The sequence below is a fragment of the Aminobacter sp. GW821-FHT11F06 genome (assembly GCF_058808215.1).
Genome location: NZ_JBXARL010000006.1, coordinates 228271 through 252898, shown reverse-complemented (window position 1 = coordinate 252898; position 24628 = coordinate 228271). Strand labels below are relative to the sequence as shown.

The following is a 24628-nucleotide window of genomic DNA, read 5'->3' as shown; positions in this document are numbered from 1 at the left end:
ATGGCGAACGAAACCAAACCGACGCTACAACCGGTTCTGGTCGAGGACCTGCGCCCCACCCAGATGACTGTCGGTCTGCGCGAAGTGGCGGTAAAGCGACGCGAATTGCGCGCGCTGCCGTCCAGCAAGGCTGGCGCCTTCCTCGGACATCATTTCATTCCCGTGGTTGTTGGGCCGAAAGGGCGATATCACGTCGTCGACCATCATCATCTGGCACGCGCTTTATATGAGGAGGGGCTGCGGGAGGTTTTCGTCAACGTCATCTGCGACCTATCGCGGCTCGACAAGGAGGCGTTTCTTGTCGTGCTCGACAACCGCGCCTGGATGCATCCCTTCGATGCATCGGGCAAAAGGCGGGCTTATGCCGATATCCCGAGGTCCGTCGACAAGCTCATCGACGACCCCTATCGCAGCCTGGCCGGCGAGGTCAGGCGGCTGGGTGGTTACGCCAAGGACACCACGCCCTTCGCCGAATTCCTGTGGGCCGATTTCTTCCGCCGGAGGGTGCCGGTGGCCCTTCTCAATGACAATTTCGACAAGGCATCGCGGCAAGCCCTGCAACTGGGCCGGCAAACCGAAGCGAGCTACCTGCCGGGCTGGAGCGGGCCGGACGCTTGAACATGAAGAAGCTTAGAAGGCCTTGGGCAGTCCGGCGTCCTTCAGGATCGCATTTGCCAGATGGCGAGACTTGAGGAAGGTAACCACGGTTACCTTCTGCCCTGATGTCGGGTTGTGCCACACCTCGTGATCGCCTTTGCCTTGCCGCAACAATTGCCAGCCGGCCTCGGTGAGAAGTTTCTTCAGAGGTTTGGCAAAGTTCTGCACGCAGCCCGCGTCTATTCGGCGGCGATCGGGCTGGGCTTGGCTGAAATGTCGTGGACGACCAGTTCCACGTCGATTTGGGTCTGGGGCAATTCAAGCAGATCCGGCAGCACGGCCAGGATCCGCTCACGCAAACCGTCAAGAGACTCGCTCTCTGTCGCCAGTCCGGTTTGACCTCGGGAGACAGCGTACCAGACCGAGGCTTCATCATCCCAGCGCACGTCCACGACCAGTTTCATTCGGGCGTCTCCAAGCAGGCCGACATCCTACTGCCGTTGCCGAAAAAGAAAAAGGCGCGGAACCGGTCCGCGCCTTCCTCAGCCTTGGGAGGGGCTGTTGACTAGAAACCGTTGACGTCGAACTGCAGGCGCCTGGCCGAGTCGATGGACTTGTGGTTCCGCACCTTGGCGAGCACGTCTTCGGGGAAGGGGGCGTCGAGATAAAGCAGCGCGATGGCATCGCCGCCCGGGCGGTCGCGACCGAGCGAGAAGTTGGCGATGTTGACCCCGTTTTCACCGCACACGGTGCCAAGCAGGCCGATGATGCCGGGCGCGTCGGCGTTGGTGGTGTAGAGCATGTGCTGGCCAACCTCGGCGTCGAGATTGATGCCCTTGATCTGGATGAAGCGCGGCTTGCCGTCGGAGAAGCAGGTGCCGGCGATCGACCGCGTCATGTGCTCGGTCTTGACCGTCAGCTTGATGTAGCCGTCGAAGACACCCGACTTGTCGCGCTTGACCTCGGCGACGATGATGCCGCGCTCCTTCACCATGATCGGCGCCGACACCATGTTGACGTCGGAGACCTGCGGCCGGATCAGGCCGGCAAGAGCGGCACTGATCAGCGCCTTGGTGTTCATCTGCGCGATCTGGCCGTCGAACAGGATTTCGACCTCGGTGATGGGGTCTTCCGTCACCTGGCCGACAAAGGCGCCGAGCACTTCGGCGAGCTTGACGAGAGGCTTGAGCCGCGGCGCTTCCTCGGCGGTGATCGAAGGCATGTTGATGGCGTTGGAGACAGCGCCCTTGACCAGATAGTCGGCCATCTGCTCGGCGACCTGAAGGGCGACGTTTTCCTGCGCTTCCGAAGTCGAGGCGCCGAGATGCGGCGTGCACACGACGTTGTCCATGCCAAACAGCTCGTTGCTCTCGGCCGGCTCGACCTCGAACACGTCGATGCCAGCGCCCGCCACCTTGCCGCTCTTCAAGCCGGCGATGAGGTCCTTCTCGACGATGAGACCGCCACGGGCGCAGTTGATGATACGCACGCCGGTTTTCATCTTGGCGATGGCTTCGGCGTTGATGATGTTGCGTGTCTTGTCGGTCAGCGGCGTATGCAGCGTGATGAAGTCGGCACGGGCGAACAGCTCGTCGAGCTCGACCTTTTCGACACCCAGTTCCTCGGCGCGATGCTCGGAGAGGAACGGGTCGAAGGCAACGACATGCATCTTGAGACCGACGCCGCGGGTAGCGACGATGGAGCCGATATTGCCGCAGCCGATCAGGCCGAGCGTCTTGCCGGTGATCTCGACACCCATGAAGCGGTTCTTCTCCCACTTGCCGGCATGGGTCGACACGCTGGCCTCGGGGATCTGGCGGGCGACGGCGAACATCAGCGCGATGGCGTGCTCGGCGGTGGTGATCGAATTGCCGAAAGGCGTGTTCATCACGATGATACCGCGCCTGGAGGCGGCGGGAATGTCGACATTGTCGACGCCGATGCCGGCGCGGCCGATGACCTTGAGGTTGGTCGCGGCCGCGATCAGCTTTTCGGTGACCTTGGTCGCCGAGCGGATGGCAAGGCCGTCATACTGGCCGATGACTTCGAGCAGCTTTTCCTTGTCCTTGCCGAGGTCGGGCAGATAGTCGACCTCGACGCCACGATCCTTGAAGATCTGGACGGCGGTGGTGGAGAGTTTGTCGGATACGAGAACGCGGGGCGCCATAGCTGCCTCCTTGAAGAGTGATCAAACTGTTCGGGAAATGGGCGGCCCGGAGGCCGCCGCAGGTCTGGTCAGGCCGCAGCCTTGAGCGCTGCCTTCTGATTGGCGAAGGCCCAGTCGAGCCACGGCATCAGGGCAACAAGGTCCGAGGTCTCGACGGTCGCGCCGGCCCAGATGCGCAGGCCGGGAGGCGCGTCGCGATAGGCGCCGATGTCGAAGGCAACGCCTTCCTTTTCGAGCACTGAGACCATGCCCTTGGCAAATGCCGCCTGGCCGTCCTTGTCGAGGCTGGCGACATCGGGATCGACAATCGACAGGCAGACCGAGGTGTTGGAACGTGTTTCCGGCTCGACGGCGAGGTGGCCGAGCCAGCCCGACTTCTGCACGAAGCCATCGATGGCGGCGAAATTGGCGTCCGCGCGGGCTACCAATGCATCGAGTCCGCCCAGGCCCTTGGCCCATTTCAGCGCATCGAGATAGTCCTCGACGCACAGCATCGACGGCGTGTTGATGGTCTCGCCCTTGAAGATGCCTTCGATCAGCTTGCCGCCCGAGGTCAGGCGGAAGATCTTGGGCAGCGGCCAGGCCGGCTTGTAGCTCTCCAGGCGTTCAACGGCGCGGGGGCTGAGGATCAGCATGCCATGCGCGCCTTCGCCGCCGAGCACCTTCTGCCAGGAGAAGGTGACGACATCGAGCTTGGTGAAATCGAGCCGCTGGGCGAAGGCTGCCGAGGTGGCATCGCAGATGGTCAGGCCCTTGCGGTCGGCGGGAATGAAGTCGCCGTTGGCAACGCGAACGCCCGAGGTCGTGCCGTTCCAGGTGAAGACAACATCGCGGTCGAAATCGACCTTGGCGAGGTCCGGCAGCTCGCCATAGGCGGCTTCGAACTTGCGCACGTCTTCGAGCTTGAGCTGCTTGACCACGTCGGTGATCCAGCCAGCGCCGAAGCTTTCCCAGGCGACCATGTCGACGCCGCGCTCGCCGAGCAGCGACCACAGCGCCATCTCGACGGCGCCCGTGTCGGAGGCCGGAACGATGCCGATGCGATAATCGGCGGGAACCTGGAGAATCTCGCGCGTCAGCGCGATCGCCTGTTCGAGCTTGGTCTTGCCGACCTTGGCGCGGTGCGAGCGGCCAAGCGGAGCGTCGGCGAGTACTTGAAGCGACCAGCCGGGACGTTTTGCGCAGGGACCTGAGGAGAAATTGGGGTTTGCCGGACGGAGTCCGGGCTTGGTGACGATCGTCATCGTGGTTCTATCCTTCCAGATAGCTGGCCCCTCGTTGGGGAGGGGTGGCCCACGGACGGCGATATTCCCGGTCGCTCCCGGCGTCAAGAGGAAAATTTGAGTCGCTGCTGGAACAGTTTTCCAGAAACGAAAACGGCGGGCCTTAGCCCGCCGTGATTTTCGCATGCGAGATCAGATGCTTACCAAAGATCGTAGCGCAGGCCGACCTTAACCTGATGGAAATCGACGCCCTTTTTGGTTTCCACTGCCGGCACATCGGCATATTCAAGGTCTGGTGCGGCGAGATACTGGTAACCGACGTCGATCGACGTGTTCTGGCTGACCTTGTAGCTGACGCCGGCGTTGAGCGAATAGGCCAGTGCGTATTGCGTGTCGCGAAGGTGCCATTCCGGTGCCAGGGAGGTGTCGTCCACCCGCAGACTGGAGTAGATGAGACCGATGCCGGCGCCGAGATAAGGCGTAAAGCCAGCAACGGTGCCGAGGTCGACATAGGCGTTGGCCATGCCGGTCCACATGTTGTTTTCAGCTTCGATGGTGACAAAGCCATCCGTTGCAGCGAAGCGGTCGCGTGCCAGGAACCCCAGGTTGAGATCGCCGCGGAAGTAGTCGGTGAAGTGATAGCCGGCGCCGATGCTGCCGTTGATGCGCGTGCTGCTCGATTCCACGCCGTACAGCGTGAAGTCATAGGGTGACTTGGTGAAATTGTAGCCGATATCGCCGCGCAGGTACCAGCCGGAGCCGACTTCCACGGGCACATATTCCGGTGCCTCCTCGACGACAACAGGCGGTTCATAGTCGGCGGCGCTGGCGATGAGTGGCCAGGGCATGGTCGCGGCCAGCGCCAGCGCCATGCGATACGTCAATGTCATGATCGCATTCTCCCGAATGGCGCCGGGTGTTGCCTGAGAATCCAGCCGCCTTTCATGTCATCATTAACCATAGAGGTTAAGTCGCAGTTAAGGATAACAGATGGTTAGCCGGTGTTTTGGCAAGCTGCCAAAGAAAAACCGCCCGGCGGGCCGGGCGGTTCGACAATGCGGGAAATGACCGGGATCGCTTAGTTCAGCGAATAACGGACACCGAGCTTGAGGTCATGCGAGGTGATGTCCTTGAAGTGCATGCCGTCGTTTGGCTGATTGAAGAGCGCGTTGTCATTGTACATCGTGCCGGTACGGGCGTCGCCGAGGTCGACATAGCTGTAGCCGAGATCGATGGTCATGCGTTCGGTGGCCTTGATGCCGAGACCGGCGTGCAATGCCCAGGCGAAGTTCCACTGCGAGGCCGGAGCCGCATAGGCGGCGCCACCATTGATGACATTGACGTCACGGAAGTGCGAAATCGTGTTGCGCGACGCGCCGATGCCCGCGCCGACATATGGCGTGATGCCGTAGAAGGTGCCGACGTCGGCATAGGCGTTGGCCATGACCACCCACTCCGACTTCTTGGCGCCGTAGTCGTTCGTCCGCGTCACCACACCGACCGGGGTGCCGGTGTTGTAGGAGAGGTAGTCGAGCGCCTTGAAGTCGGCTGCGCCGCGGTATTCGGCGGTGATGTCGCCACGCAGGAAGTCGTTGAACTGATAGCCGATGCCGCCGCCGAAGATCGGCGCGGACGAGAAGCCGCCCTTGTCGAGCCAGCCGTGCTCGATGCGGGGATTGTTGAAAGGCTCGGACTGGAGACTTCCGAGCTGCTGGTTGCTCATGCCGAGATGGCCGCGCAGATACCAGCCACTGGACGCCGGTAGCGCAACGATCGGGATCGGCATGCCCGGATCTGGCAGATCCGCCGCAAATGCCGGCGCGGCCACGCCGATGAGCAGCGCGGCGATGAACGCGTTCCTTCCAAAAATAAACATGCTTGTAGACCCTATGCCTGCGGACCCGCTACGCGCCCGATCATGACTAACCCGCGTGGACAATGCTCGGTAAAGGTTAAGGTGTGATTAACCGTGTCGGTTAACTACGAATGCTTGCAGACAACTATCCGCGCCAAGAACAGGCGCACCATGGGTGCACAAAAAAGCCCGCCTGAAGCGGGCCTTTTTGGTTCGCTGAAGTAATCTGATGTCAGGCCGCCGTACGGCTTTCCGAAATGACGCCGACAATGTCGTTGACCACTGTCTCGACCAGCTGCGGATCGTCGCCTTCGGCCATGACACGGATCAAAGGCTCGGTGCCCGAAGGGCGGATCACCAGGCGGCCGGTCTTGCCCAGCCGGTTGCGGCCATCTTCGATCGCAGCCTTGACCAGCGCTTCCTCAAGCGGCTTGCCGCCGGTGAAACGCACATTCTTGAGCAGCTGCGGCACTGGTTCGAACATGCGGCTCAGCTCGCTCATCGGCTTGTTGGAACGCTTGATGCAGGCCAGCACCTGCAGGGCCGCCACCAGCCCGTCGCCGGTGGTCGAATAGTCGGTCAAAACGATGTGACCCGACTGCTCGCCGCCGATGTTGAGGCCATGCGCGCGCATGTGCTCGACGACATGGCGGTCGCCGACCTTGGTGCGGTGGAGCTCGAGATTGATGTCGCCGAGAAAGCGCTCTAGGCCGAGATTCGACATGACGGTCGCCACCACGCCGCCGCCGGCGAGGCGGCCGCTCTGCTGCCAGGATTGCGCGATCAGCGCCATGATCTGGTCGCCGTCGACAACGGTGCCGTTCTCGTCGACGATGACGACGCGGTCGGCGTCGCCGTCGAGCGCGATGCCGATGTCGGCGCGCACTTCGTGCACCTTCTTCTGCAGGCCGGCCGGGTGGGTCGAGCCGCACTCGTCGTTGATGTTGAAGCCGTTGGGCTCGACATTGATGGCAATGACCTCGGCGCCGAGTTCCCAAAGGGCAGCGGGTGCCACCTTGTAGGCCGCGCCATTGGCGCAGTCGACGACGATGCGCAGGCCCGACAGCGACATCGAACGCGGCAGGGTGCGCTTGGCGAATTCGATGTAGCGGTCATGCACGCCATCGACGCGCTTGGCCCGGCCGAGCCCGTCGGAATCGGCAAGCATCGCTTCGACGTCCTGGTCGAGCATCGCTTCGATGCGTTCCTCGATCTCGTCGGACAACTTGAAGCCGTCGGGGCCGAACAGCTTGATGCCATTGTCGTGGTAGGGGTTGTGCGAGGCCGAGATCATCACGCCGATGTCGGCGCGCAGCGAGCGCACCAGCATGGCCACAGCCGGCGTCGGGATCGGGCCGAGCAGGAACACGTCCATGCCGGCGGCGCAAAGGCCTGCCACAAGGGCGTTCTCGATCATGTAGCCCGACAGGCGCGTGTCCTTGCCGAGCACGACGCGATGGCGATGGTTGCCGCGCTGGAACGACAGGCCTGCGGCCATGCCGACCTTCATCGCGATCTCTGCCGTCATCGGAAATTTGTTGGCCCGTCCGCGAATGCCGTCGGTGCCGAAATAGCGTCCAGCCATGTTTAGCCTGTCCCCGTGGAGTCCACCCGCGATTGCTTTGCCACAACCTGAGCCGACCAACGCATCACATTTGGTGAGTTTATGTCACAAAACCTTAGAAAAGGGTTGGGTTTTTGGGTGAGGCGGCTTCGTATAGCCAGAACTTCATCGGTGACCATCGATGGCCGCGTTCTATGGGAGTTCCAATCCGGATTTATCCTCACTGCTGGAACTGCAGCAATACGCAGGGTGGGCTGGTCAACGGGCTGGGATACAGGAGCGACAAATGACTATCTTGGATCGGCGCATAGCGCCGGAATACGCAAGCTTCTACATAGCTGGCTCAAGGAAGGTCGAGGTGCCTGTTGGGGGAGAGCCTAGAACAGTCCGTGCCTCGCGAGATTGCATTAACATGTCCTGCCTCAATTCCCAGGATGGGGATACCGTAGTCTTCTTGGGATGGGCTGATGACCTCGGAAGGTCGGAAAGGCCGATCTATGATGGATTCTTGAACACCGAGAGCGGCCTAGTGCTCGTTTTTGACGCCAATATGCCGGAAATCCTGAGCATGGCAGTGCCCACTCCGGAAACTCGCGTTCGAATTTGGGCAAATCGCCTGTTGGAGCCCGACAAGATTCAAATAGGGCTGGGATAGTCCTCAAAAATAAGATGCTGCCGCAGTCTGTCAACGGCGATCAGGTTCCCGATCAGGCGCTACGCTTCGGCCAATAACTACGCGCGCAAGCTCAAGACCCTCAAGGGCCTCGCGCCCGACGAGTTCATTTGCAGGACCTGGACATCGCAGCCTGAACGCTTCAGGTCAAATCAGCTCCAGCAAATGCCGGGACTGAACACCTAGGTTGCAGTCATTCGCAGGGCGGATTGGTTAGCGCGCTAAAGCGTTGGAGTGTAAAATGACAATTCATAGGCGAACCATTGCGTGTGAGTACTCAAGCTTCTATGTCGCCGGGTCCAGGGACGTCGACATCCCAATCGGCGGGGAGTTGCGCGGCATTAGGTCATCTGCTGAATGCATCAATGTATCGTGCCTGATCTTCCAGAATGGCGACATTACTGTTTCGCTCGCTGATGCAGATGAAGCCCACAGCCCCGCCAAGCCGGCATATGACGGCATGCTGGCAACCCCAGCAGGCGTGGTCCTTCTGTTTGACGTCAACATGCCTGAGATACTCAGCATCAAGGTTCCGGGGCGGGAGACACGCGTGCGCATCTGGACCAATCACCCAACTGAGCCGGATGAGATAGAGATTGTTGTCGGTTAGATACCAATCAGAATTGGGCATAGGCGGTGAGCTAGAGCGGCGGACTTTCACGTGAGTCCATATCCTGCGGCGGTGAAGTAGCTTCTGCATTCTGGCTTGCCACAGGGCGTCGATGGTTCTGATGGCCTTTGCGCGCAGGTTGGCCTTGAGCTTGGCGAAGGCCATCAGCGCCTTCATTCGCTGGCACCGGCATTTTCAGTTTTGATTTCTGGGGCTCGATGCCGCCTTCGAGCTTGGAGCCCTTCACCTTGCCTTTCCGCCAAATCCCGCTAGACAGGAATTCCGGCTCCAATCGAGGAAAACGATATGCCGGATATCTCCACACTCATGCTTTTTGCCGCCGCTTCCGTGGTTCTTACCGCGACGCCCGGTCCCGACATGCTGCTTATCGCCTCGCGCAGCATCAGCCAGGGTCGCTCAGCGGGCTTCCTGACCTATCTCGGCATCGCACTCGGCACCTATTGCCATGCGCTTGCCGCAGCCCTTGGGCTTTCCCAGCTGTTCGTAGCGGTGCCCGTCGCCTACGAGATCGTGCGTTGGGCCGGCTGCGCCTATCTGCTCTACCTTGCCTGGAAAACGTTGCGGTCGCAGAGCCCAAGCTTTGCGCCTGCCGCTGACCTCAAGCGGTTTTCGTCGAAACGCATCCTGGGCGAGGGCCTTGCCACCAACCTTCTCAATCCGAAGATGGCGCTGTTTGTGCTGGCGCTGTTTCCGCAATTCATCCACCCCGAAGCCGGATCAATGATCGGACAAACGCTGGTTCTGGCGACGGTGCTGAACGGGATCGGCCTTTTCGTCAATGGCTCGGTCATCCTGCTGAGCAATCACCTGCGCCAGCGCGCCGGTGGTCTGGTTCGGTTGGGCAAGCTGCCGCAATATTTCCTCGCCACGGTTTTTGCCGGCCTGGCATGTCGCGTCGCATTGGGCGGCCGAAACTGACCACCTTTGGCAACGAAACAAAAACGCCGCCGAGTTTCCTCGGCGGCGTTCTTCATTCATTCAGCTTTCGCGAGCCTCAGCTTGACGGCTGGGGTTCCATGCCGCCTTCGGGCTCGGAACCCTTCTTCTTGCCGCGGGTCGAGCCGGCCTTGGGCACGGCCGAACCGCGCGAGGTCGGGGTGTCGTCGCCCATGTCGCGGGAGGGCTTGTTGCCGGCGATGAGCTGCTTGATCTCTTCGCCAGACAGCGTCTCGTATTCGAGCAGGCCTTCGGCGAGCGCGATCCAGTCCTTCTTCTTCTTGGTCAGGATCGTCTTGGCGGTCGAATAGGCCTCGTCGATCAGGCGGCGCACTTCGGCGTCGATGATCTGCGCGGTCTCTTCCGAGACGTTTTGGGTGCGGGCGACCGAATGACCAAGGAACACCTCTTCCTGGTTGTCGCCATAAGCGACATGGCCAAGCTTGTCGGAGAAGCCCCAGCGCGTCACCATGGCGCGCGCCAGCTTGGTCGCCTGCTCGATGTCGGAAGACGCACCCGAGGTGATGTTTTCCTTGCCGAACTTGAACTCCTCGGCAACGCGGCCACCCATCATGATCGCCAGGCGCGAGATCATGTATTTGTAGCTCATCGAGTAGCGGTCGCCTTCCGGCAGCTGCATGACCATGCCGAGCGCACGGCCGCGCGGGATGATCGTCGCCTTGTGCAGCGGATCGGCCGACGGCACGTTGAGCGCGAGGATGGCGTGGCCGGCCTCGTGATAGGCGGTCAGCGCCTTTTCGGCCTGGGTCATGGCCGAGGAGCGGCGCTCCGCGCCCATCATGATCTTGTCCTTGGCGTCTTCGAATTCCTGCATGGTGACGAGGCGCTTGTTGCGGCGCGCTGCCATCAGTGCGGATTCGTTGACGAGGTTCATCAGGTCAGCACCCGAGAAGCCCGGCGTGCCGCGTGCGATGACCTTGAGGTCGACATTGGGAGCCAGCGGAACGTTGCGGACGTGGACCTTGAGGATCTTCTCGCGGCCGACGATGTCGGGGTTCGGCACCACGACCTGGCGGTCGAAACGGCCCGGACGCAGCAGCGCGGGATCAAGAACGTCGGGACGGTTGGTCGCCGCGATCAGGATGACGCTCTCATTGGCCTCAAAGCCGTCCATCTCGACCAGAAGCTGGTTCAGCGTCTGCTCGCGTTCGTCATTGCCGCCACCGAGGCCGGCGCCGCGATGGCGGCCGACGGCGTCGATTTCGTCGATGAAGATGATGCAGGGCGCGTTCTTCTTGGCCTGCTCGAACATGTCGCGGACACGGCTTGCGCCGACACCGACGAACATTTCGACGAAGTCCGAACCGGAGATGGTGAAGAAGGGCACGTTGGCTTCACCGGCGACCGAACGGGCAAGCAAGGTCTTGCCGGTGCCGGGAGGGCCAACGAGCAGCACGCCGCGCGGAATCTTGCCGCCGAGGCGCTGGAATTTCTGCGGCTCGCGCAGGAATTCGACGATCTCTTCCAAGTCCGCCTTGGCTTCGTCGACGCCGGCGACATCACCAAAGGTGACGCGGCCATGCGCTTCGGTCAGAAGCTTGGCCTTGGACTTGCCAAAGCCCATGGCGCGGCCGGAGCCGGACTGCATCTGGCGCATGAAGAATATCCACACGCCGAGGATCAGGATCATTGGCAGCCAGGACAGCAGCACGGAGAAGATCGAGCCGGAACCGTCGTTTTCAGGACGGGCGTTGATGGTGACGTTCTTTTGCTCAAGCCGCGACACAAGCGTGGGGTCGCCTGGCGAGTAGGTCTGGAAGCCAGCCGAGTTGTCGATATAGGTGCCGCTGATGCGGTCGCCGGCAATCGTCACCGTCTTGACGCGGCCGGAAGACAGATCCTGCAGGAACTGCGAATAGGCCACTTCGCTCGACGCGCCGCGGGTCTGCGGGGTCTGGAACAGATTGAACAGGGCGATGAGCAGAACGGCTATGATCGCCCACAGCGCGAAGTTGCGATAGTTCGGATTCATCGAATATCCCGTTGGCGTTCGTGGGGAACGCGTATGGTGAGAGTAAGCTTGCCCCTAACATAGGCACCGGCTCCCACATTGCCAAGCACGTCCCTAAGTCTGGGTTAAGGTCGAACACCAATGTGACTATGGCATGGCGAGGCCGGGATCGGGTCGGAACCGATCAATTTTTGGAGAGCCGCGGCCGGGGCGAGATCGAAGGCCGGCAGGAAGCGCGCCCAGGGTGCCGCGAGCGCTACTGCATTTGTTAGAACTGCCAAGTCGACCAATGTTTCTTGACGCCAAAGTGCTGGCTCGGCCGCAAGTGCAGTTCTGACAAGACTTTGCGGCGCACTAGCCTCGGGTAGCATCGTCGAAGCAGTGGCAAGACCCAGCGGCGCGACGGAAAGTTCAGGGATCGCCAGAGGCGCTGAAAACCTGTAGCGGCCATCCCAGATGCCTGCCGCCAGCGGGGCTGCTGGTGGCAATCCACGTTCCTCGCGCAGCACAAAAATGCCAGTGCGCCTGATGTCGATCAGTGCGCGCGACAATGTGGCGCGGGTCGGTTTTTCCTCAGTCGAATTGCCGGCCAGGCGCGCCAGAAGGTCCAAAACCCGCGCCATGTCGGGCAAATGGGCCATGCCTCCGGCCACGGAAATGAGGATGCGCAGCGCGTAGGCCGCCGCATCGCTGTCGGGCGCTTGCGCGAATGCCGGGTCGAGGCGGAGCAGGCCAGGTGCAACGCGACTCGCGTGTTCGGCGATCAGGCTTGCTGCGCGCGCGCCAAGTTCGGTTCGCGCAACACCCGCCTGCCGTGCCTCCACCAGCACGTTTTCAATGCGCTGGTCACCGTTCTCGCTCAGCGACAGCCGCATGCGCGGCCGCTCATAGGCCTCGTTGGTGTTGGTCGGGTCGTCGAGCCAGCCTGTGCCGCGCGCCCTGAGCACCTCACGCAGCCTTTCGCGGCGTTGGCCAAGAAGGGGGCGGACTATCCAGATGTCACCGCAAAACAATGTGGCCGGCGCCATGCCGGCGCTGCCGCGGCCTGTCCCGCGCGTGCCGCGCATCAGCACTGTTTCGGCCTGGTCGTCGGCGGTGTGGCCGGTGACGACGACCGTGGCACCCACGTCGCGCGCGGCCTCAGCCAGAAGATCGTAGCGCGCGTCCCGTGCCGCCGCCGGGATGCCGGTCGAGGGCTTGTCGCCTCTCCAGCGCATCGTGCGATGTGTGACGCCAACGCGCGCGCAGAGCTGCGCCACCTGATCGGCCTCGGCGCCCGAACCAGGCCGCAGCGCATGGTCGACGGTCACGGCCAAAAGCCGCGCCGGCGGCGCGAGCCGCTCGAGATGGGATTTGAGAAGAAGAAGGAGGGCAGTCGAGTCGCTTCCGCCGGAAACCGCTGCGACGACTGTCTTGTGCGAGGCGAAGTCGAACTCGGAAAAGTCTTGAAAAAAATCGGCGTCGATCGGCTGCGTCAGCACGCGGCGAGAGCCCGTTCCTGCTTGACCCGCTCCTTGATCGCGCCGGAGGCGTCGGGATAACGCTTGCCGATCTCGCTGAAGGTGGCGCAAGCGACGTCGCGCTGCTTCAGGCCGGCGAGTGAAACGCCGAGCTTAAGCATCATTTCAGGGGCCTTCTTGGACTTCGGATATGCCTTGCTGGCGGCGAGGAAGATTTCGGCCGCGTCGCGATACTTCTTTTGTCCAAGCAGCGACTCGCCGAGCCAGAAGCGGGCGTCGGCTGTCTTGGGGTCGGTGGGGAAGCGCGAGATATGGTCGCGAAAACCCTGCTCGGCGGTGGTGTAGTCGCCCGAAAGCACGAACTGGTAGGAGTTGCGGTAAAGCTCGTTGGGGTCGTTGGTGTCAGGCAATGCGGCAACGGCGGTGCCATTGGCCTTTGGCTGTGCCGGCTGGGCTGCGACAGGCGCCTTCGGCTGTGCCTGTGCTGCGGCCTGCGGGGTGGTGGATTCGGACACCACATTGCCATTGGCATCGACAGTGATGGTGCCGAAGGTTGTCGGCGGCGTGCCCGTGCTACCGGCAACAGCACCTGGTTCACCGGTGCCGGATTCAACGATCACGTCTTCGACGCTGTGTCCGCCGGCGGCGGGCGCGGTGGCCGTGGCAGCCTGCGTACCGCCGGGTTGAGGCGCCGTGGGCGCCTCAACGATCGAGCTGTTGGTCTTGCCGGAAGCATCGGACTTCTTTTGTCCGCCTTCGAGTTCCTGGAAGCGGAACTCGTTGTCTTCCTGCATTTTCCGCATCTGCTCCTGCATCTGCAGGATCTGGAAGTTCAGTTCCTCGATGCTGCCATTGAGCTTGCGGATTTGCTCTTCGAGCGCAGCGACGCGCGGGTCGCCCGCCTGGGCAAGCTGGATCGTGCCCTCATTGCTCTGGGTCTTGCTGCCGAATACGCCCGGCAGGCCGATCTTGGGGAAGTCGATGCCGATACCGTCACGCGCATGCGCTGCGGCCCCGGACAAAAGGAAGATGGCAAGCGTGCCACTCAGGATTGATCGAAAATGCATTAGCCTCTCGCCGTGGAAGAGAATTGGTTGCTTTGCGCCGATGCGCTCTCGTCATTTATCAGGACGCGAGACTTCGGCCAAATTTTGTTTCGAGCGTGCAGATAAGCAAAAGGCGGCCCGAAGACCGCCTTTCGTTCAACTCTGTGGCATTTGGGCCGCTTAGCTGCCGGCGCCGGAGAGCGTCGTCACAGCACGACGGTTCTGCGACCAGCAGGAAATGTCGTCGCAAACCGCAACCGGGCGTTCCTTGCCGTAGGAGATCGTCTTGAGACGCTTGGCGGGAACGCCCTGCGAGATCAGGTAGTCGCGGGCAGCTGCGGCACGACGAGCGCCGAGTGCAAGGTTGTATTCGCGGGTGCCGCGTTCGTCGGCGTGGCCTTCGACAACGACAGCGTACTGGCTGTACTTGCCGAGCCACTGGGCCTGACGGGCGAGAATGCCCTGCGCATCGGCACGAACCGACGAGGAGTCGGTATCGAAGAAGATACGGTCGCCGACATTGACGGTGAAGTCCTGCGCCGAACCGGGTGTAGCCGCGCCGCCGGCGCCACCGAGGCCGAGATCGGCCGCGCTGTTAGGGGTTTTCTTCGAGGCGCAGCCGGCAATCGCCAGAGAGGCGATCAGGGCCACGACCACGGGGTTGGTTGCAAATTTTGCGATACGGCGCATCCAGCCTCTCCTTCGCATTCGAGTGATTTCGTTGAATGTCCAGTAACCACGTTGCGGTTAACCGGCATTCAAGAAACGTGGTTAAAATTTCGTTGCCGCTCGCCCGTCACGTCCCCGCATACGGCAGTCGTCCAACATGTACTTCGCCGCGCACCGTAGGCGGAAATGCGGCGGAAAGGCGGCATCATTGGGCAAATGGCATCGCCTGGCCCATTGGTCGCGCCCCTTTCGGGAAGGTTAACGGCCATCGTTGCAAAAACGCCGCGCATCGATTCCGAGGCGCGGCGTTTTATCCATTTCCCGGGTCTCTAAGGCGATGCGTTAATCCAGCAGCGGCGACCAGGCCGGGTCGGAGGCGAAGCCGGTGGTTGGGATCGCCTGTTCGTTGCGGCCGGTGAGATCCACCGAATAGAGCTTGGGACCGCCGCCGCCGGGCTGGTCGCGGAAGAACATGACGACACGGCCGTTGGGCGCCCAGGTCGGGCCTTCCTGCTGGTAGCCGGTCGACAGAATGCGCTCGCCCGAACCGTCGGTCTTCATCACGCCGATCTGGAACTGGCCGCCGGACTGCTTGGTGAAGGCGATCAGGTCGCCGCGCGGCGACCACACCGGGGTCGAATAGGTGCCGTCGCCGAAGGAGACGCGGCTCTGGCCCGAGCCGTCCGCACCCATGACGTAGATCTGGGCCCGGCCACCACGGTCGGAGGTGAACACCACCTTGGAGCCGTCAGGCGAATAGGAGGGCGAGGTGTCGATGGCGCTGGAATTGGTCAGGCGCGTGGTGGTACGGCTGCGCAGGTCCATCGAGAAGATGTTGGAATTGCCGTCGTCGCGCAGCAGGCTCATGATCACCTTCTGGCCGTCGGGCGAGAAGCGCGGGGCAAAGGTCATGCCGGGGAAATTGCCGACGAGTTCGCGCTGGCCGGTCTCGATCTGCAGGAGATAGACCTGCGGTTGGCCGCTCTCGTAGGACATGTAGGTGATTTCCTGACGCGTCGGCGAGAAGCGCGGCGTCATCGCCATCGAACGGCCGTCGGAGAGGTAGCGCACATTGGCGCCGTCCTGGTCCATGATGGCGAGGCGCTTCTTGCGCGCGGTCTTGGCGCCCGACTCGTCGATGAACACGACGCGGGTGTCGAAATAGCCCTTTTCGCCGGTCAGGCGCTCATAGATGGCGTCTGCGATGATGTGGGCGATACGACGCGAATTGGTCTTGTTGGCAAAGAACTGCTCGCCGGCAAGCTGCTGGCCGGCAAAGGTATCCCACAGCCGGAACTCGGCCTTGAGCCTGCCGTCGGCCTCCTGGCTGACGCGGCCGGTCACCAGCGCCTGGGCATTGATGACCTTCCAGTCCTCGAAGCGCGGCGCGACATCCGGGTTGGAGATCTTTTCAATGAAGGCGCCCTTGTCGATCGGTGCGAACAGGCCCGAGCGCTTCAAATCGGCGGCGACGATGCCAGCGATCTCGGCACCCATCGCATCGCCCGACAGGAAGTCGGTGATGGCGATCGGCAGCGGCTCGACATTGCCCTTGGTAAGATCGAGTTCGACCAGAGCGCGGGCGGGCAAGGTGGCAAAAGCGGTCATGCCGCTCGCCATGGCGCTGATCAAAAGGATCGCTCTGATTACATGCTTCATAGAAAGGCCTCTTAGTTCCGGGTGAGCGGGGACGCTCAGAACATCTCGCTCGGGTCGAAATTGACGATGACTTCGTCCCAGCCGCCCGCATATTTGGCAGCGGGAAGATTGTAGGGCGCGCATTGCAACACTGCACGGCGCGCCGATTCCGCGGCTGCGCGCTCGACGCCGGCCGAACCGCCGCCGGAGATGATTTCCGGCCGCCCGTCGATCTCGCCGGTCTGGGTCAGTCTGAACTTGACGGAAACCTTGAGTCCGCCGCCGTCCAACGCTCCCGCCGGCACGTTCCAGCAGCGCTGAATTGCGCCACGCAGCGCGTCCATCTCGCTCTGGCTCAGCTTCGAGCCGCCAGTGTCCTTCTTGCCGCCCAGCGAGGCCTGCTCGGTCGAGCGCTTGGCGCCGCCACCTGATGGCTTCTGCTTGTTGAGAAGGGCGGCGACCTCGTCGGCGTTGAACTCTTTTTCTTCCGACTTGGGCTTGGACGAGGCCTGCTGGGTCTGCTTGTCGTCCTGCTTGCGGTCCGGCGTCTTGGCCGTCTGCGCCTGGGGCGGTTGCGGCTTTGCCTCAGGCGAGGGCGCGTTTTCGGGCAGCTTGACGGCCTCTGCCTCGGCCTGGTCGGAGACGATGGTCTCGGCCACAGGATCAGGCTTGACGTCCTGCTTGGGCTGCGGCTGCGGCGTCACCTCGGTCGCCGGCACCGGCACAGGCTTGGGTTCGGCCTGCTTCGCCGGCTCGGGCTTCGGCTGCTCGACAGGGGTCGGTTTTGGCTCGGGCTTGGGCGAGGGCGGAGGGGCTGCCGCAACGTCGATTTCCTTTGGCGTCGGCTCGGGCGTCGGCGGCTTGTCGCTGTCGGTCTTGTTGTCGCCGGCATTTTGGGCGTTGGGCACGATGTCAGGTCGGCTCGTCGGCTTCGGCGCCGGCTTTTCATTGACCGGGGCCTTTTTGTCGCCCTTCTGGATCTGGGTGATCGATTCCACCGGCACGATGTCGACAGGGAACGCCTCGACGTCGGCGACTTCGAGGGCGCTCGGCGCCGACAGCGTGAACAGGCCGAAGCCCAGCACCGCTGCATGCAAAACCACAGATGTCGTGAGGCCGGCCTTCATCTTCATTTTGCGGACTACAGGTCCTGTTCCTGAAGGGTGACGAGGCCGATCTTGTTGTAACCGGCGGCCTGGATGCGGGCCATGACCTTCATCACGGTGCCGTAATCGGCGGTCTTGTCGCCGCGCACATAGATGCGTTCCTCATAGCCGGCCTTGGCGATGGCGCCGAGCTTGGCCACGACTTCCTCAAGCGGGATTTCGGTTTCCTGGATGTGGATCTGGCCGGCCTCGTTGATCGAAATGGTGATCGGCTGCGTTTCCGAATTCAGCGCCTTGGCCTGGGTTTCGGGCAGGTCGATTGGCACGCCCACCGTCATCAGCGGTGCGGCCACCATGAAGATGATGAGCAGCACCAGCATGACGTCGACGAAGGGCGTGACGTTGATTTCGGACATCAGGCCGTGATGGCGGCCGCGCCGCCGGTGGCCGCGTGAACCGCGGCCGGAACCGCCCGCGCTAGCTGACATACCCATGGTCTACTCCTCAGGCCCGCTGGGCGACTTTTTCATCGATTTGGCGCGAGAGTATGGCGGAGAACTCGTCGGCGAAGCCCTCCATGCGCATCCCGATCTTGCCGGCGTCGGATGTCAGCTTGTTGTAGGCGATGACGGCAGGGATAGCGGCAAGCAGGCCGATTGCCGTGGCGAGCAGCGCTTCGGCGATACCAGGCGCCACGACAGCGAGGTTGGTCGACTTCGAGCCGGCGATGGCTTGGAACGAGGTCATGATGCCGACGACGGTGCCGAACAGGCCGATGAAGGGTGCTGCCGAACCAATGGTGGCGAGGAAGCCGAGACGGCCTTCCAGCCGCTCCATCTCGCGCGTCAGCGCCAGGTCCATCGCCTTGTCGATGCGGGTCTGCAGGCCGAGCGGCGACTTGGCGCCCTTCTCGAAGCTCTTCTTCCATTCCTTCATGGCGGCGACGAAGATCGCGCTCATGCCTGTAGTCTTGCGGTCGGAAAGGTTGCGGTAGAGCTCCTCAAGCGACTGGCCCGACCAGAAGATCTGCTCGAAGCGGCTGAGGGCCGCGCGCATGCGGTTGTAGGCGATCAGCTTGTCGACGACGATGGCCCAGGTCCACACCGAGGCACCAAGCAGGCCCAGCATCACGAGCTTGACCACCCAGCCGGCCTGCCAGAACAGCGCCCAAATCGACAATTCCGCGCCGGTCTGGGCGAGAGGTAGGTTTTCCATCTTGTAACAGTCCTTAAGATTTCCGGGCCTGGCTTGTGGCTAGCCCTTGCGCATCATCCCATCGTGGTCCGTTCGCGCGATGCTTCCGGAAGTGCCCCAAAATGCGCCTTTTCGGCCTTTTCGGGGCGAAATTTGGTGAAAGGAAGGCCGCTCGGATTCCTTACGACTTTCACTGCCCCCTTAATGGACCGTTATGGTTAAGGATGGGTTAGGAAGTGAGGCGCCGCGCGCTGGCGCAACGTTGGGTTTGCTCGCTAAGGGGACCCGGTAACGCGACTGTGTTCACGCTTTCGGCATGAAGGCGTCGATCCAGTCCTTGGGAAAACGCCTGGGGCGGCCGTTCTCGCCGATGATCGCCGCTTCGACGCGCGCCTCCACCAGCACGTCTGCGCCGCGCTTGAGCTGCTGCGCCATGGTGATCCGGGCGCCCGATATCTCCACCGTGCGGGTCTCGATGGTCAAGACGTCGTCGATCTTGGCCGAGCCGCGGAAATCGATCTCCATGCGCCTGACAACCCAGACGATCTTTTCACCATGCTTGCCGTCGGCGAGTTCGGTGTGGTGGACGCCGGCGAGGCGGAGGAAATCCGAGCGGCCGCGCTCGAAGAATTCGAGGTAACGCGCGTGGTAGACGACGCCGGAAAAGTCGGTGTCGGCATAATAGACCCGCGCCATCAGCCGGTGGCCGAAAGGCGTCAATGCACCGGCCAGGCCAGCAGCCAGCACGTCGAATTCACCATGATGGGCCATGGGGCTTTCCTTTTTCCGGGCTTTTGGGCACCAGTCTTATCAGCAGCGAACCGGATGGCAGCAATAATGGCGATGATCAAGACCTGTCTGACGGCGTTGCTGATGCTGGTCCTGCCGGTCGCCTCAGCCGGCGCCGCCAGCTTTTCGATGAAGCGCGGCATCAATCTCGATATCTGGGAGACCTGGCCAAGCGAGGCGCAATGGGGCAACTCGGACGTGATCCTGCCATTTCCCGAATGGCGCAAGCGGCTCGGCGAAGCTGACCTGGAGGCGCTCAAGGACGCTGGCTTCGACGTCGTGCGCATTCCCGTCGATCCCTCGGTGTTCCTGTCCAACAAGACCGAAGCGCTGCGCGACCAACTGCTCCAAAGCGTTCTGCAGTCCGCCCGGCTGGTTAGCGCGGCCGGGCTCAAGGCGGTTGTCGACCTGCATCTCATTTCGGCTGCTGGCAATGGCCAGATCGGCATGGCGGAGGTGATGGACGACCCGGCAAATTTTGATCGCTATGTCGAACTGGTCCGCCAGATGGCGCTCACTTTGTCGAAGGAAGATCCGGCCCAGGTGGCGCTCGAACTGATGAACGAGCCGGTGGTCGATTGCGAGCCGACCGAGCCGAAGCTCTGGCCCGAGCGTCTCAAACGCCTTTACGCCGCCGCGCGCGCCTCGGCGACCCGGCTGACCTTGGTGCTGTCAGGCAGTTGCTGGGCAAGTGCCGAGGGCCTTGCCGCACTCGATCCCAAGGATATTCCCGACGACAACGTCATCTGGACATTCCATTCCTACCAGCCCTTCCTGCTCACCCATCAAGGCGCGACCTGGGCCGGCGACTTCATCCCCTATGTTACCGGGCTGCCCTATCCGCCCTATGCCGTGCCGCGCACAGAACTCGACGCAGCCCTCGACAAGGTGAGGACGAAGATCAAGGCCGAAGCGCCTTTGCTGCGCCGTGCCGGCATGCTCGCTTATCTCGACGAGCAGATGGCGCTGGTGGACAGCAAAGAGAAACTCGAAGCTGAGCTTGATGCGCCGTTCAAGCAGGTTGCCGATTGGGCCAGGAAAAACGGCATTGCGCCCGAAAACATCTATCTCGGCGAGTTCGGCATGATCCGGCAGGAATACAACAATCCCAATGTCATGCCCGGTGCCTGGCGCGCGGCTTACGTGGCCGACATGATCGAACGCGCCGAAGCGCATGGCTTCGCCTGGTCGATCTGGGGCTATGGCGGCGCCTTTGGCATCGTCGACCAATTCGAGGGACGCAAGGCTGAAGGGGACGTGCTGGAGGTGGTGCGGGGGTTGGAATAGCGTCTGAAAACTTCAATCATTGATTGTGGGAATATTTTCTTGTACAATCGTCATTGAATTGGCGATGGGACAGCTTGCTTTTCATGGCCGCCCGATCATCATAATCGAAGTGAGGCCCTACGAATGACCGCCTCGCAACTCATCAAGCGGCACATCAAGCTGCTTCTGACACGCCACCCGGATGTTGAGCTGATCGGTCGTTGGCTCGTCATGAAGCCAATTCGGCACGTGTTGCGAGGCGTCGTCATCCTGACTCGCAACCACGACGAGTATTTTGTTCCGAAATGGGCCGTGACCCATTTTTGTGAACCTGTCGGCAACTTTCCGCTTAACTGGGGAGACAGGATCGACCGGGAAACGCCCGGGCTTTTCACTTGGGATCCCGAAGGGTCACACCAACTCGTCAAGCAATTGGAGCGGGACATCTTGCCAGTATTTCGCAGTATCCAGACGCTTGACGATCTGGTCGCCTATGTCGAAACCAAGCCGATCCCCTATCGCCATTTCGAGATCGACGAACTGCGCGGCGTCTGTTTGCATGCGGCGCGCGGCGATCTCGAAACGGCACGAGCCAAACTCGACGATCTCAGGAATGGCCGATCCTATTGGTGCATTCCAGGCTTTGCCGAAGCGGAAGTGGCGTCGGTGGTCGATGGACTCGGGCCGGCGCTCGACAGGGGCGACAGGGGCGCGATTGCCCGGCAACTTGCGACCTGGGAAGACGCGCGCATGGCCAAGTTGCCCAAAGGATTCGCCCGTATCTGGGAGCCGACGCCGTTCCCGGTAGAGCAAGCTTCATAGGATGCCCGCTCATCTTCCCGGGAGGCTGGTCGGCTGGACCAAGACGTCGGGCAATAAACGCCTTATCGAGCCTTATGGCGCTCGAAACGCTGCTCGCGCACACCGCCGGACCACTGGTCGCGCTCTTCTTCCGCAACGAGCGTGAAACCGAAAGACTCATAGAGGTGGCGTGCGGGCTTCAGCCCGTCGAATGTCGTGAGATAAATGCCGGGAAAGCCTTGCGCGTCGGCATGCTCGATCGCGGCAGCCATCAGCTGGCGGCCAAGCCCGGTGCCGCGCGCTCTGTCGCTGGTGATGAACCAGCGCAGATGCGCCAGCGGCTCGGCCCGGGTCGGCGCCTCAAGGCTGATCGTGCCCAAAAGCGCGCTGCTTGCGTCGTCCCGGGCGGCGAAGAAGTCGAGGCCCGGCCTGAAACCAGTCATGAACGCGGAAAGTTCGCCAGCGACCTTCGCCTCGAACGGCAGGCCGAAACCCCACTCGCGGGCGTAGTACTCGGCGTGCAGCCGAACGATGTCGGCTATCAGTCCGGGACGATAGCCGGGTGAGCTCATTCTTCTTCCTGAAACAGGTTGATCTGCTGGATCGTCAGGTCGCGGGGGATTTCGAGGCCGAGATGTTTCCAGGCGTTCGCGGTCAGCACGCGGCCGCGCGGCGTGCGCTGGATGAAACCCTGCTGGATCAGATAGGGCTCGATGATGTCTTCGATGGCGTCGCGCGGCTCGGACAAGCCTGCTGCGATGGTCTCGATGCCGACCGGGCCGCCGCCGAAATTCATCGCGATCATCGAGAGATAGCGCCTGTCGAGCGAATCGAGCCCGAGCGAATCGACCTCCAGCCGCGACAGCGCCTCGTCGGCGATGCGCCGCGTCACCGGGCCGGAATCGGCCACCGATGCGAAGTCACGCACGCGCCTGAGCAGCCGGCCGGCGATGCGCGGCGTGCCGCGGGCGCGCCGCGCGATCTCGATGGCGCCGTCATCTGCCAGCGGCATGCCGAGGATGCGGGCGCCACGGCGCACGATCAGTTCCAGCTCTTCCACGGTGTAGAAATTGAGCCTGACGGGAATGCCAAAACGGTCGCGCAATGGGTTGGTCAGAAGGCCAAGCCGCGTGGTGGCGGCCACAAGGGTGAATTTCGCCAGGTCGATCTTCACCGAGCGGGCCGCCGGCCCTTCGCCGATGATCAGGTCGAGCTGATAATCCTCCATCGCCGGATAGAGGATTTCCTCGACCGCCGGGCTGAGCCGGTGGATCTCGTCGATGAACAGCACGTCGCGCTCTTCGAGATTGGTCAGCAACGCGGCGAGGTCGCCGGCCTTGGCGATGACCGGGCCCGAGGTCGAGCGGAAACTGACGCCGAGTTCGCGCGCCATGATCTGGGCGAGCGTGGTCTTGCCCAAGCCGGGCGGGCCGACAAACAGCACATGGTCGAGCGCTTCGCCACGGCCCTTGGCCGCCTCGATGAAGATCTTGAGATTGGCGCGCGCCGCCGCCTGGCCGACGAAGTCATCGAGGATCTGCGGCCGTAGACTGGTGTCGGCGTCCTCGCCGCGCTTGTCGGGGGAAATGATGCGGTCGGGCGAGTTCATGCGCCCGTCCTCGCACGGAGCTCAGCCGCGAGCAAGGCAATCACCGCGCCAGTTCCTTCAGGCCAAAGCGGATCAGCTTGGAAGAATCGGCGTCCTCGCCGACGGTCTTCATGGCAGCTGAGATGGCGTTGGCGGCGATGTCGCGGGAATAACCGAGATTGACAAGTGCGGAGACTGCATCGGCGATCGGGGCAGGTGCCACGCCCTCGCCGAGTTCCTGCTTGAGCCCGATGGTGCCCGTGGCTTCGCCTGCATAGGCCGGCGCCTTGTTCTTGAGTTCGGTGACGATGCGCTCGGCGACCTTCTTGCCGACGCCGGGTGCTCTGGAGACCATGGCGATGTCGCGCAGTGCGATGGCATTGGCGAGGTCGGCCGGTGCCAGCGTCGACAGGATGGCGAGCGCGACCTTGGCGCCGACGCCCTGGACATTGGCCAGCAGCAGCTTGAACCACTCGCGCTCCAGCTCCGACTTGAAGCCGTAGAGCCGGATCATGTCCTCGCGGACATAGGTCTCGATGAACAGGACCGCCGCTTCGCCAGCGCCGGGCAGGGCGGCAAGCGTGCGCGCCGAGCAATAGGCGACGTAGCCGACGCCATGGACGTCGAGCACGCAGAAATCCTCGCCGATCTCGTCGACTGTGCCCTTCAACTTGCCGATCATGTCTCAAGCCTCGTCATGGATGGGTATCAGGTGCGATGATTTCGAGATCCGGGAAATAGGTGCGGTAGCGTGAGGCATCGCGGGTCAGCAGGCGGTGGCCGGAAACCATCGCGTGCGCGCCGATCAGGAAATCGGGCAATGTGCGCTCTCGCGTACCGCCGGCGCGACGGTAGCGCGAGTGCGTGGCTCCAGCCAGGAACGCAGCGTCCCAGGGCACAAACTCCCGGTCCATTTTAAGCGTGGCCAGCGCATTTCGAAGCACCGATTCGTCTGCAACCATTGGCGCGAGTTCGGACCAGACAATCGTATTGACCACCAGCGCGCCATCGCGGCGGCATGCCGCGACAGCCAATTTCGACCAGGCGGTCATGCGTGCCACCGGACCCCATACGTCGATCAGAACATTCGTATCAATCAACGTTGAGGTCTTCACGCGGTCCCCTCAGCCAGTCGATATACTCGTCGGCGGTCATGTCGCCCAGATCCAGCGTGCCGGCCATGCGGTCCAGCGTCTCCATGAATTTGCGGGAAGCTTCTTCCGCCGAAATGTTCTCATTGACGGCGATGAGACGAGCGCCATCATCGGTGATGACAAAATCGACCTCGGATCCGGGGCCGATGCCAAGTCGGTCGCGGATTTCCTTGGGGATGGTCACTTGGCCTTTTGTGGTGACACGCATGGTAATACCTCTGCGGTATTACTTACTGTTCCGATGAGAACAAGTCAAGAACAACCACGCAGCGCCGCGCGTCCTCTCGGACGCGCAAGGG

General features: G+C 62.3%; 26 protein-coding genes and 1 pseudogene. 6 read left to right on the top strand and 21 right to left on the bottom strand.

The window, feature by feature from the left end; all coding sequences use genetic code 11:
* Entirely contained in the window at positions 1–618 is a 618-nt protein-coding gene (locus AC1RTB_RS16760; RefSeq protein WP_492879701.1) for a ParB-like protein, read from the top strand.
* Between the two features lie 12 nt (positions 619–630).
* Here the strand turns inward: AC1RTB_RS16760 and AC1RTB_RS16755 are convergent, their stop codons facing one another.
* From AC1RTB_RS16755 to glmM, 7 genes are all read right to left on the bottom strand, one after another.
* A complete protein-coding gene (locus tag AC1RTB_RS16755; RefSeq protein WP_492879702.1) occupies positions 631–825 on the bottom strand; it encodes a type II toxin-antitoxin system HicA family toxin in 195 nt (64 codons plus the stop codon).
* A gap of 11 nt (positions 826–836) precedes the next feature.
* Positions 837–1061 carry a DUF1902 domain-containing protein gene (locus AC1RTB_RS16750; protein ID WP_492879703.1) on the bottom strand — a complete coding sequence of 75 codons (225 nt, stop codon included), beginning with the start codon at positions 1059–1061 and terminating at the stop codon, positions 837–839.
* Positions 1062–1162: 101 nt separating this feature from the next.
* Positions 1163–2764 carry a phosphoglycerate dehydrogenase gene (gene serA, locus AC1RTB_RS16745; RefSeq protein ID WP_492879704.1) on the bottom strand — a complete coding sequence of 534 codons (1602 nt, stop codon included), beginning with the start codon at positions 2762–2764 and terminating at the stop codon, positions 1163–1165.
* Between the two features lie 68 nt (positions 2765–2832).
* Positions 2833–4008, bottom strand: a complete 1176-nt coding sequence (locus tag AC1RTB_RS16740; RefSeq protein ID WP_492879705.1) for a phosphoserine transaminase — start codon at positions 4006–4008, stop codon at positions 2833–2835.
* Between the two features lie 179 nt (positions 4009–4187).
* A complete protein-coding gene (locus tag AC1RTB_RS16735) occupies positions 4188–4877 on the bottom strand; it encodes an outer membrane protein (RefSeq protein WP_492879706.1) in 690 nt (229 codons plus the stop codon).
* A gap of 188 nt (positions 4878–5065) precedes the next feature.
* Positions 5066–5863, bottom strand: a complete 798-nt coding sequence (locus tag AC1RTB_RS16730) for an outer membrane protein (protein WP_492879707.1) — start codon at positions 5861–5863, stop codon at positions 5066–5068.
* Between the two features lie 211 nt (positions 5864–6074).
* Positions 6075–7427: a phosphoglucosamine mutase gene (gene glmM / locus AC1RTB_RS16725; protein ID WP_492879708.1), complete on the bottom strand. Its 1353-nt coding sequence runs from the start codon at positions 7425–7427 to the stop codon at positions 6075–6077.
* Between the two features lie 703 nt (positions 7428–8130).
* On the opposite strand from glmM, the pseudogene AC1RTB_RS16720 reads away from it, so the two are divergent.
* From AC1RTB_RS16720 to AC1RTB_RS16710, 3 genes and pseudogenes are all read left to right on the top strand, one after another.
* A pseudogene (locus AC1RTB_RS16720) lies at positions 8131–8265 on the top strand (IS481 family transposase); the annotation flags it as partial.
* Between the two features lie 55 nt (positions 8266–8320).
* Positions 8321–8689 (top strand): hypothetical protein, encoded by a 369-nt coding sequence (locus AC1RTB_RS16715; protein WP_492879709.1) that lies wholly within the window; start codon positions 8321–8323, stop codon positions 8687–8689.
* 306 nt (positions 8690–8995) lie between these two features.
* Complete coding sequence (locus AC1RTB_RS16710; protein WP_492879710.1) at positions 8996–9628, top strand: LysE family translocator; 633 nt, start codon at positions 8996–8998, stop codon at positions 9626–9628.
* A gap of 76 nt (positions 9629–9704) precedes the next feature.
* On the opposite strand, the gene ftsH is transcribed toward AC1RTB_RS16710, so the two are convergent.
* The 9 genes from ftsH to ybgC all read right to left on the bottom strand — a co-directional run bounded on the left by ftsH (position 9705) and on the right by ybgC (position 19502).
* Positions 9705–11639, bottom strand: coding sequence for an ATP-dependent zinc metalloprotease FtsH (ftsH, locus tag AC1RTB_RS16705; RefSeq protein ID WP_492879711.1), 1935 nt, complete (start codon positions 11637–11639; stop codon positions 9705–9707).
* A gap of 104 nt (positions 11640–11743) precedes the next feature.
* A complete protein-coding gene (tilS, locus tag AC1RTB_RS16700) occupies positions 11744–13099 on the bottom strand; it encodes a tRNA lysidine(34) synthetase TilS (protein ID WP_492879712.1) in 1356 nt (451 codons plus the stop codon).
* Complete coding sequence (gene ybgF / locus AC1RTB_RS16695) at positions 13093–14145, bottom strand: tol-pal system protein YbgF (protein WP_492879713.1); 1053 nt, start codon at positions 14143–14145, stop codon at positions 13093–13095. The genes tilS and ybgF overlap by 7 nt, the downstream gene beginning before the upstream one ends.
* A 159-nt stretch (positions 14146–14304) precedes the next feature.
* On the bottom strand, positions 14305–14814 hold the full coding sequence (gene pal, locus AC1RTB_RS16690; RefSeq protein WP_492879714.1) for a peptidoglycan-associated lipoprotein Pal: 510 nt from the start codon (positions 14812–14814) through the stop codon (positions 14305–14307).
* A gap of 321 nt (positions 14815–15135) precedes the next feature.
* The gene (tolB, locus tag AC1RTB_RS16685; protein ID WP_492879715.1) at positions 15136–16452 is read right to left on the bottom strand and encodes a Tol-Pal system beta propeller repeat protein TolB; all 1317 of its coding nucleotides are present in this window, start codon (positions 16450–16452) and stop codon (positions 15136–15138) included.
* A gap of 35 nt (positions 16453–16487) precedes the next feature.
* Entirely contained in the window at positions 16488–17558 is a 1071-nt protein-coding gene (locus tag AC1RTB_RS16680) for a UCP034077 family protein (protein WP_492879716.1), read from the bottom strand.
* Positions 17559–17572: 14 nt separating this feature from the next.
* Positions 17573–18031 carry a protein TolR gene (gene tolR / locus AC1RTB_RS16675; RefSeq protein WP_492879717.1) on the bottom strand — a complete coding sequence of 153 codons (459 nt, stop codon included), beginning with the start codon at positions 18029–18031 and terminating at the stop codon, positions 17573–17575.
* 10 nt (positions 18032–18041) lie between these two features.
* Positions 18042–18752, bottom strand: coding sequence for a protein TolQ (gene tolQ, locus AC1RTB_RS16670; protein WP_492879718.1), 711 nt, complete (start codon positions 18750–18752; stop codon positions 18042–18044).
* A gap of 282 nt (positions 18753–19034) precedes the next feature.
* Positions 19035–19502 (bottom strand): tol-pal system-associated acyl-CoA thioesterase, encoded by a 468-nt coding sequence (gene ybgC, locus AC1RTB_RS16665; RefSeq protein ID WP_492879719.1) that lies wholly within the window; start codon positions 19500–19502, stop codon positions 19035–19037.
* A 54-nt stretch (positions 19503–19556) separates the two neighbouring features.
* On the opposite strand from ybgC, the gene AC1RTB_RS16660 reads away from it, so the two are divergent.
* Together AC1RTB_RS16660 and AC1RTB_RS16655 are read left to right on the top strand one after the other, a co-directional pair.
* A complete protein-coding gene (locus AC1RTB_RS16660) occupies positions 19557–20807 on the top strand; it encodes a glycoside hydrolase family 5 protein (RefSeq protein WP_492879720.1) in 1251 nt (416 codons plus the stop codon).
* A gap of 123 nt (positions 20808–20930) precedes the next feature.
* Positions 20931–21608, top strand: coding sequence for a hypothetical protein (locus tag AC1RTB_RS16655; RefSeq protein ID WP_492879721.1), 678 nt, complete (start codon positions 20931–20933; stop codon positions 21606–21608).
* 62 nt (positions 21609–21670) lie between these two features.
* On the opposite strand, the gene AC1RTB_RS16650 is transcribed toward AC1RTB_RS16655, so the two are convergent.
* The 5 genes from AC1RTB_RS16650 to AC1RTB_RS16630 are packed head-to-tail and all read right to left on the bottom strand — an operon-like array spanning position 21671 to position 24537.
* Positions 21671–22159, bottom strand: coding sequence for a GNAT family N-acetyltransferase (locus AC1RTB_RS16650; protein ID WP_492879722.1), 489 nt, complete (start codon positions 22157–22159; stop codon positions 21671–21673).
* Positions 22156–23196 (bottom strand): Holliday junction branch migration DNA helicase RuvB, encoded by a 1041-nt coding sequence (gene ruvB / locus AC1RTB_RS16645; RefSeq protein ID WP_492879723.1) that lies wholly within the window; start codon positions 23194–23196, stop codon positions 22156–22158. Before ruvB ends, AC1RTB_RS16650 begins: the two co-directional genes overlap by 4 nt.
* Positions 23197–23236: 40 nt before the next feature.
* Positions 23237–23857 (bottom strand): Holliday junction branch migration protein RuvA, encoded by a 621-nt coding sequence (gene ruvA / locus AC1RTB_RS16640; protein ID WP_492879724.1) that lies wholly within the window; start codon positions 23855–23857, stop codon positions 23237–23239.
* Positions 23858–23870: 13 nt separating this feature from the next.
* Positions 23871–24290 carry a type II toxin-antitoxin system VapC family toxin gene (locus tag AC1RTB_RS16635; RefSeq protein WP_492879725.1) on the bottom strand — a complete coding sequence of 140 codons (420 nt, stop codon included), beginning with the start codon at positions 24288–24290 and terminating at the stop codon, positions 23871–23873.
* Positions 24268–24537: an AbrB/MazE/SpoVT family DNA-binding domain-containing protein gene (locus AC1RTB_RS16630; protein ID WP_492879726.1), complete on the bottom strand. Its 270-nt coding sequence runs from the start codon at positions 24535–24537 to the stop codon at positions 24268–24270. The genes AC1RTB_RS16635 and AC1RTB_RS16630 overlap by 23 nt, the downstream gene beginning before the upstream one ends.
* Positions 24538–24628: the final 91 nt, after the last annotated feature.